General features: G+C 43.9%; 8 protein-coding genes and 1 riboswitch. Of the genes, 4 read left to right on the forward strand and 4 right to left on the reverse strand.

Annotated features, from left to right (window positions below):
- The first annotated feature begins 77 nt into the window (after window positions 1–77).
- Window positions 78–1,529 (forward strand): catalase KatA, encoded by a 1,452-nt coding sequence (gene katA, locus RAC86_RS31985; RefSeq protein ID WP_014476225.1) that lies wholly within the window; start codon window positions 78–80, stop codon window positions 1,527–1,529.
- Between the two features lie 26 nt (window positions 1,530–1,555).
- On the opposite strand, the gene senS is transcribed toward katA, so the two are convergent.
- Window positions 1,556–1,753 (reverse strand): transcriptional regulator SenS, encoded by a 198-nt coding sequence (gene senS, locus RAC86_RS31990; RefSeq protein ID WP_015715547.1) that lies wholly within the window; start codon window positions 1,751–1,753, stop codon window positions 1,556–1,558.
- 250 nt (window positions 1,754–2,003) lie between these two features.
- Here senS and RAC86_RS31995 point away from each other — a divergent pair, with 250 nt between their 5' ends.
- Window positions 2,004–3,359: an FAD-binding oxidoreductase gene (locus RAC86_RS31995; protein ID WP_377886447.1), complete on the forward strand. Its 1,356-nt coding sequence runs from the start codon at window positions 2,004–2,006 to the stop codon at window positions 3,357–3,359.
- Window positions 3,360–3,397: 38 nt separating this feature from the next.
- On the opposite strand, the gene thiC is transcribed toward RAC86_RS31995, so the two are convergent.
- Window positions 3,398–5,170, reverse strand: a complete 1,773-nt coding sequence (gene thiC, locus RAC86_RS32000; RefSeq protein ID WP_017697515.1) for a phosphomethylpyrimidine synthase ThiC — start codon at window positions 5,168–5,170, stop codon at window positions 3,398–3,400.
- Window positions 5,171–5,302: 132 nt separating this feature from the next.
- Window positions 5,303–5,410: riboswitch (TPP riboswitch) on the reverse strand.
- Between the two features lie 69 nt (window positions 5,411–5,479).
- Window positions 5,480–6,172, reverse strand: coding sequence for a Type 1 glutamine amidotransferase-like domain-containing protein (locus tag RAC86_RS32005; protein WP_377886448.1), 693 nt, complete (start codon window positions 6,170–6,172; stop codon window positions 5,480–5,482).
- A 41-nt stretch (window positions 6,173–6,213) separates the two neighbouring features.
- Between RAC86_RS32005 and RAC86_RS32010 the strand changes: the two genes are divergently transcribed.
- Entirely contained in the window at window positions 6,214–6,486 is a 273-nt protein-coding gene (locus tag RAC86_RS32010; RefSeq protein ID WP_144482645.1) for a spore coat protein, read from the forward strand.
- A gap of 74 nt (window positions 6,487–6,560) precedes the next feature.
- Here RAC86_RS32010 and RAC86_RS32015 read toward each other — a convergent pair whose 3' ends face one another.
- Complete coding sequence (locus tag RAC86_RS32015; RefSeq protein WP_014479229.1) at window positions 6,561–6,764, reverse strand: hypothetical protein; 204 nt, start codon at window positions 6,762–6,764, stop codon at window positions 6,561–6,563.
- A gap of 141 nt (window positions 6,765–6,905) precedes the next feature.
- Here RAC86_RS32015 and spo0M point away from each other — a divergent pair, with 141 nt between their 5' ends.
- The gene (gene spo0M / locus RAC86_RS32020) at window positions 6,906–7,682 is read left to right on the forward strand and encodes a sporulation control protein Spo0M (RefSeq protein ID WP_003233481.1); all 777 of its coding nucleotides are present in this window, start codon (window positions 6,906–6,908) and stop codon (window positions 7,680–7,682) included.
- The last annotated feature ends 67 nt before the right edge of the window (window positions 7,683–7,749 follow it).

The following is a 7,749-nucleotide window of genomic DNA, read 5'->3' on the forward strand; positions in this document are numbered from 1 at the left end:
TATAATAATTATAAAATAATATTGACTGTTTACATAGAGATGATATTATGTTCTTATAAATTCCAAGAGGTGATAACATGAGTTCAAATAAACTGACAACTAGCTGGGGCGCTCCGGTTGGAGATAATCAAAACTCAATGACTGCCGGTTCTCGCGGACCAACTTTAATTCAAGATGTACATTTACTCGAAAAATTGGCCCATTTCAACCGAGAACGTGTTCCTGAACGTGTTGTTCACGCCAAAGGAGCAGGCGCACACGGATATTTTGAAGTGACAAACGACGTAACAAAATACACGAAAGCCGCTTTCCTTTCTGAAGTCGGCAAACGCACACCGTTGTTCATCCGTTTCTCAACAGTTGCCGGTGAACTTGGCTCTGCTGACACAGTTCGCGACCCGCGCGGATTTGCTGTTAAATTTTATACTGAAGAAGGAAACTACGACATCGTCGGCAACAATACGCCTGTATTCTTTATCCGCGATGCGATTAAGTTCCCTGATTTCATCCATACACAAAAAAGAGATCCAAAAACACACCTGAAAAACCCAACGGCTGTATGGGATTTCTGGTCACTTTCACCAGAGTCACTTCACCAAGTGACAATCCTGATGTCTGACCGCGGAATTCCTGCAACACTTCGCCACATGCACGGCTTCGGAAGCCATACATTCAAATGGACAAATGCCGAAGGCGAAGGCGTATGGATTAAATATCATTTTAAAACGGAACAAGGCGTGAAAAACCTTGATGTCAATACGGCAGCAAAAATTGCCGGTGAAAACCCTGATTACCATACAGAAGACCTTTTCAATGCAATCGAAAACGGTGATTATCCTGCATGGAAACTATATGTGCAAATCATGCCTTTAGAAGATGCAAACACGTACCGTTTCGATCCGTTTGATGTCACAAAAGTTTGGTCTCAAAAAGACTACCCGTTAATCGAGGTCGGACGCATGGTTCTAGACAGAAATCCGGAAAACTACTTTGCAGAGGTAGAACAAGCGACATTTTCACCTGGAACACTCGTGCCTGGTATTGATGTTTCACCGGATAAAATGCTTCAAGGCCGACTGTTTGCTTATCATGATGCACACCGCTACCGTGTCGGTGCAAACCATCAAGCGCTGCCAATCAACCGTGCACGCAACAAAGTAAACAATTATCAGCGTGATGGACAAATGCGTTTTGACGATAACGGCGGCGGATCTGTGTATTACGAGCCTAACAGCTTCGGCGGTCCAAAAGAGTCACCTGAGGATAAGCAAGCAGCATATCCGGTACAAGGTATCGCTGACAGCGTAAGCTACGATCACAACGATCACTACACTCAAGCCGGTGATCTGTATCGTTTAATGAGTGAAGATGAACGTACCCGCCTTGTTGAAAATATCGTTAATGCTATGAAGCCGGTAGAAAAAGAAGAAATCAAGCTTCGTCAAATCGAGCACTTCTACAAAGCGGATCCTGAATACGGAAAACGCGTGGCAGAAGGCCTTGGATTGCCGATTAAAAAAGATGCTTAATGTAGAAATGCAAAAACCCGCTGTAATCAGCGGGTTTTTTTATATTTAGTTACACATTGCGTATGCTTCTCATCAATCTTCATATAAATTTCTTCCATGAGCTCCGCGTTGTTTATAATCTCTCGTTTGTTTTTTTCAATCAGCAGCTCAAGCGGCAAAATCTGATTCCCGTAGGTTTTTCGCTTCCTGAATCGTTTTCTCCCCTTTTCTTTTTTGACTCCCATCAATAATCCCTCCTTTTTCATACAAAAAAGGCCCTTATCTAAACGATAAGAGCCTTCGGTGTTCCGATCAGCGCGATAAATTTGAAAAATTTGTACTGACCATGTTAATTCATACAATACCGACCTGTCAACTATTTTTTAAGGGAGTTGACACTGTATCAGATTGCATCCCCGCTTTTTCCTTATACACTCTTTTCCCTTGACGCATAAGCTAGAGAAACTAGAATACGAGAGAAAGAGATGTGGGAGTGTGGAAAAGACAAAATTGACCGGACGTATCGTGACACGGGATGATCCGGACTATAACGAAGCAAGAACCAATATTAACCTAAGCTTAGAAAGGTATCCTGACATCATTGTGTTTTGCCAAAACAAACAGGATGCACTCAATGCGCTGAAATGGGCGCGTGAAAACCGTGTGCCTTTCCGTATTAGAGGCGGCAGACACAGCTATGAGAACTTTTCCCTTTTAAATAACGGTCTTGTTATTGATTTAAGCGAGATGAAAAAAATAACTGTGAATCAGGATAAAAAGCTGGCCTATATTGAAGCGGGGGCTGAATTGGGAGAAGTCTATCGGACACTCTGGCAATACGGCCTGACGCTTCCCGCAGGCACCATTGCTAATGTAGGGCTCACAGGTTTAACTCTCGGAGGGGGAATTGGACTTTTAACAAGGGCTGCCGGCCTTACTTGCGACAGCCTCGTGCAGCTTGAGATGATCGTAGCAGACGAAAAAGAGGGCGCTGATCTGATTACAGTCAGCTGTTCAAATCATCCAGACTTATTTTGGGCGTCTCAGGGAGGCGGAGGAGGCAATTTCGGCATAGTCACCTCCATGACATTTAAAGCAGTGCCCATCTCTCAAGTGTCGATTTTTTCTATAACATGGGGATGGGATGATTTTGAGGAAGTATTTAACACGTGGCAGCACTGGGCCCCGTATACAGATGACCGGCTTACATCATCAATAGAGTTTTGGCCTAAAGAAGTAAACCGCATAGAAGCACTCGGCCAATTTGTCGGGCCAAAAACAGAGTTAAAAAAACTGTTAAAGCCTTTATTGAAAGCAGGAAGCCTAACAAGCGGAATGGTAAAAACAATGCCGTTCATCGAAGCGGTAACCTTTTTTAACAGCCCGGGAGGCAATCAGCCTCAAAAAATGAAACGCTCCGGCTCTTTCATTGAAAAGCCATTATCAGAACGTGCGATTACAACAATAAAACACTTTTTAGAGCACGCTCCGAATCAAAACGCCAGTGTCTGGCAGCAAGCACTCGGCGGGGCAGCCGGACGGATCGCTCCTGACCAAACGGCATTTTATTATCGTGATGCAATCATTGCCCAGGAATACTTAACAAACTGGACATCCCCTGGAGAAAAAAGACAAAACGTCCGCTGGATTGAGGGGCTGAGAACGTCCCTTTCGAGAGAAACGATGGGAGACTACGTAAATTGGCCAGATATCGAAATCAGAAACTGGCCAAGAACATATTACGGCGAAAACGTTGAACGACTCCGCCGTGTCAAAACGAAATATGATCCAGAAAATGTTTTCCGCTTTGAACAGAGTATTCCGCCGCTTCGACGCTCTCTGTTTTTCTAAAAAAAATGAAGATGGAGCATTCTCCATCTTCATTTTTTTTATTGATATAAATTGCTTCCCGTATCGACAAACTCTTTTGCTTTTTCTTTTAATCCTTTATTTATAGCTTCTGCTTCACTGAGATCGTTTTTCTTCGCATAATCCCGAATATCCTGTGAAATTCTCATGCTGCAAAATTTCGGACCGCACATGGAACAAAAGTGAGCGGTTTTTGCTCCTTCAGCAGGCAGGGTTTCATCATGGTATTCAAGGGCTCTCTCCGGATCAAGAGATAAATTAAACTGATCCCGCCAGCGGAATTCAAAACGGGCTTTCGATAACGCATCATCCCGGATTTGCGCTCCGGGATGCCCTTTTGCAAGGTCCGCAGCGTGCGCAGCGATCTTATATGTAATGACTCCTTCACGAACATCATCACGGTTTGGCAGCCCTAAATGCTCCTTCGGCGTTACATAACAAAGCATTGCTGTCCCGTACCAACCGATCATCGCCGCTCCGATCGCTGAAGTAATATGGTCATATCCCGGGGCAATATCCGTTGTCAACGGCCCCAATGTGTAAAAAGGCGCTTCTTTACAAATGTCCATTTGTTTATCGACATTCTCTTTGATTTTATGCATCGGAACATGGCCAGGACCCTCAATCATCACCTGAACATCATGCTTCCAGGCAATTTGCGTCAGCTCTCCAAGCGTCTCTAATTCAGCAAACTGCGCTTCGTCATTGGCATCAGCAATTGATCCGGGACGCAAACCATCCCCAAGAGAGAAAGCAATATCATACATTTTCATAATCTCACAGATTTCTTCAAAATGTGTGTATAAAAAGCTTTCTTGATGATGAGCCAGACACCACTGCGCCATAATCGCTCCCCCGCGTGACACGATACCAGTTGTCCGTTTGGCAGTCAGCGGTACATACCTAAGCAAAACACCCGCGTGAATCGTAAAATAATCCACTCCCTGCTCTGCCTGCTCGATTAGCGTATCACGATAAATCTCCCACGTTAAATCCTCCGCTACGCCGTTTACTTTTTCAAGCGCCTGATAAATCGGAACAGTTCCCACAGGCACGGGGCAATTGCGGATAATCCATTCACGCGTCGTATGAATATCTTTTCCGGTAGAGAGATCCATCATCGTATCCGCTCCCCAGCGGATGGCCCACGTCATTTTTTCCACTTCTTCTTCAATGGATGACGTAACCGCTGAATTCCCGATATTCGCATTAATCTTCACATGAAAATTCCGGCCGATAATCATTGGCTCACTTTCAGGGTGATTAATGTTTGAAGGAATAATCGCCCGGCCGCTGGCTACCTCGTCTCTGACGAATTCAGGAGACACATGCTCACGAATGGCGATAAATTCCATCTCAGGTGTAATGATCCCCTTTTTTGCATAGTGCATTTGAGTGACATTTTGACCTGCCTTCGCCCTCAGCGGTTTCCGCTTTAATCCTGGGTAGCTTACGTTTGGATTTGCTTTTTTATAACCGTTATCTTCTGGTTTTATAGCCCGACCTTCATACTCTTCCACGTCACCGCGCTCTGTGATCCATTTTTGGCGGAGCGGCTTTAATCCTTCTTGAATATTAATGGTTACTTCAGGGTCCGTATACGGTCCGCTTGTATCATAGACACGCACAGGCGCATTTTCCTCTTCGCCGAACGATCCCGTCGTCGGACTCAATAGGATCTCCCTCATCGGTACTTGGATGTCCGAAGAAGAACCCTCCACGTATACCTTCTTGCTGCCTGAAAAACTTGACATAATGGAAATGTTGGCTTGCTGCACTGAATTGTTTTGCATTACTTTTCCTTCCCCTCTCTACGTTTGAAAGGACAAAATCAAGCCCATAACCAGCACAAAAAACCGGATTCATATAAATGAACCCGGTTACAGTCAGAAAGAAACATATTATTGCCCAGCAAGACAATAACAAAAACAATTCCTCTACTTCCCCACGCTGGTACGAACCAGATCAGGTCCAAAGGGTTAAGAAGCTTGCCTTCTCTCTCAGCCCGAAAGCGGGCACCCCCAGTAACTATTGATTTCGCACTCATCTTATCATAAAATCAATCTGAAAAAAAGAGGAATATAGATAATATTCAGCTAATTTCACCCTAAATATTTGACCGGCAACGGGATTTCAGCTATTTCATGTTCAGCCATCATCACCCGATATGCCTTTGCACCCGACCTTGAACTCATAGTCTGAAACAGCTGATCATTTATGAAATGGAGAGCAGCCCCATCATCCGCTGCATAGCCACTGCATAAGAACTTGTTAGATATCAGCTGGTGGTATGCCGGTCTCCGATCCTTTTCCCCGTCATAATGGGGACAAAAGCTCCCTTGCAAAAAACCTAAACTTTTCAAACTTGTCAGCGGTCCGGCTGAATCTGTCACCCCTTCTTCAAACCAGCAGATCGCACCGGCACTTATTCCAGCTAAAACCACACCGTTCTTCCATGCTTCCCTGAGAATATGGTCCAGCCCCCACTCTTTCCATAACACAAGTAAATTCCGCGTATTTCCCCCGCCAACATAAATCACGTCCATTTCCATAACAAAAGAAGCTAAATCTGATGATGGCGGCTTAAACAAAGATAAATGAGACGGCACGCAATCCAATGTTTGAAATGCATGATAAAACCGCTGAATATAGTTTTGGGAATCTCCGCTCGCCGTCGGCAAAAAACAAATACGAGGCTGCTCTCGTTTTGATTGATTGAGGATATATTGATCGAGGGACAAATTATCCGGCTCCATCGAAAAACCCCCGCCCCCCATCGCAATAATCTGCTTCATCATCACACCCCCCAACAAAATTTGTTGCTTATTATAGCATTTTGTATAGAAGCAAGAAACAAAGTCAAATACTTTCTTATCAGGAGCTGCTAAAAAAACAAAGGAGGTGGTTTCCCATTGAACAAAGTCTTTGTCCCAAAGATATTCTTGATTTGTTAACAACAATAAAAACCAGCATTAACAAATACACTGTCGCAATAACAGAAACCGAAAATCCCCACATCAGAAGAGCATTGCATGATCAATTAGATACAACTGTTTATCTCCATGATGAACTGTCAGATCTTCTGTTAGAAAAGGGGTGGCTCGGGTGAGCAATTACGCTTTTATCTTGCAGTAAAGACCACAAAAAGAGACGGGATCTCAAAGATGAGATGCCGTCTCTTTTTTATTGCTCCACTCTTCTTAAAGCCTCATTTACCGTTTCTTTTATAAACGCGTCTTCACCGCTTAATCGGTCTAAACTGAGATCGCCGTTTCTCAGCCTTTCGGAAATATTGTTTATATCCTCCTCTACTGTGATTTGCAGCTCACCAGCCAAAAACATTCTGTGTAATTCATCCGCAACCAAACTTTCTTTATTCACTTCCATCCACTCCTTTATTTTCAATATTATTCTTAGTCTGTCCCTAGGCCGAGACGAATAATAGGAAAAAAGTATGAATCAAACGAATCTTTTTTCCGCCTTCTTACGTATATCTGTTGAGAAAAAAGAAAAAGGGGAAGATCTAACATGTCATTTTTTAAGAAGCTTGCGGCAAGTGCCGGAATTGGAGCTGCAAAAGTAGATACAATTTTAGAAAAAGACGCATATTTTCCAGGAGAAGAAGTACAGGGAACGGTACATGTCAAAGGCGGAAAAATCGCTCAGGACATCCGTTATATCGATTTACAGCTTAGCACACGATATGTCATTGTAAAAGACGATGAAGAGCACCGGAAATACGCTACAATTCATTCTTTCCGGGTCACTGGTTCATTTACCATACAGCCTGGTGAAGAGCATCAATTTCCGTTCACATTCACTCTGCCTCTAGATACGCCGATCACTGTAGGGAAAGTAGAGGTTGCCGTGGTGACAGACCTTGACATTCAAGGCGGTATCGATAAATCCGATCATGACCGCATTTTTGTTGAAGCGCACCCTTGGATTGAAAATGTGCTTGAAGCAATCGAAAACCTGGGCTTCCGTCTTAACGAAGCAGACTGCGAACAAGCGCCCTACTTCCAGCGTCGTCTTCCGTTTGTTCAAGAATTCGAATTCGTTCCGACTTCCGGATATTATCGTCAGATGCTTGATGAATTAGAGCTCATTTTCCTTTTAGACGAAGACGGTTTGGAAATCATTTTCGAAGTCGACCGCAGAGCAAGAGGACTCCGAGGGTGGCTGGAAGAGATGTATAATGACGGAGAACAGCTTGTACGCGTCCGTTTCAGCCAATCAGAGCTTGAAGATACAGAAGAGCTAGAAGAGGTGCTAGAAGAGATCCTAGACCAATACGCTGAGTAAGTATAAAAAGGAGCCTGGCTCCTTTTCTTTAATAAAAAATAAAAACCCGTTCCTGTTAAGAAACGGG

Source organism: Bacillus sp. LR_5, assembly GCF_042709275.1.

What these genes read in the sequence shown, in the direction of transcription:
- katA (WP_014476225.1), top strand. Translation starts at nt 78, where the DNA reads ATGAGTTCAAATAAACTGACAACTAGCTGGGGCGCTCCGGTTGGAGAT.
- senS (WP_015715547.1), bottom strand. Translation starts at nt 1,753, where the DNA reads ATGGGAGTCAAAAAAGAAAAGGGGAGAAAACGATTCAGGAAGCGAAAA.
- thiC (WP_017697515.1), bottom strand. Translation starts at nt 5,170, where the DNA reads ATGCAAAACAATTCAGTGCAGCAAGCCAACATTTCCATTATGTCAAGT.
- RAC86_RS32005 (WP_377886448.1), bottom strand. Translation starts at nt 6,172, where the DNA reads ATGAAGCAGATTATTGCGATGGGGGGCGGGGGTTTTTCGATGGAGCCG.
- RAC86_RS32015 (WP_014479229.1), bottom strand. Translation starts at nt 6,764, where the DNA reads ATGGAAGTGAATAAAGAAAGTTTGGTTGCGGATGAATTACACAGAATG.
- spo0M (WP_003233481.1), top strand. Translation starts at nt 6,906, where the DNA reads ATGTCATTTTTTAAGAAGCTTGCGGCAAGTGCCGGAATTGGAGCTGCA.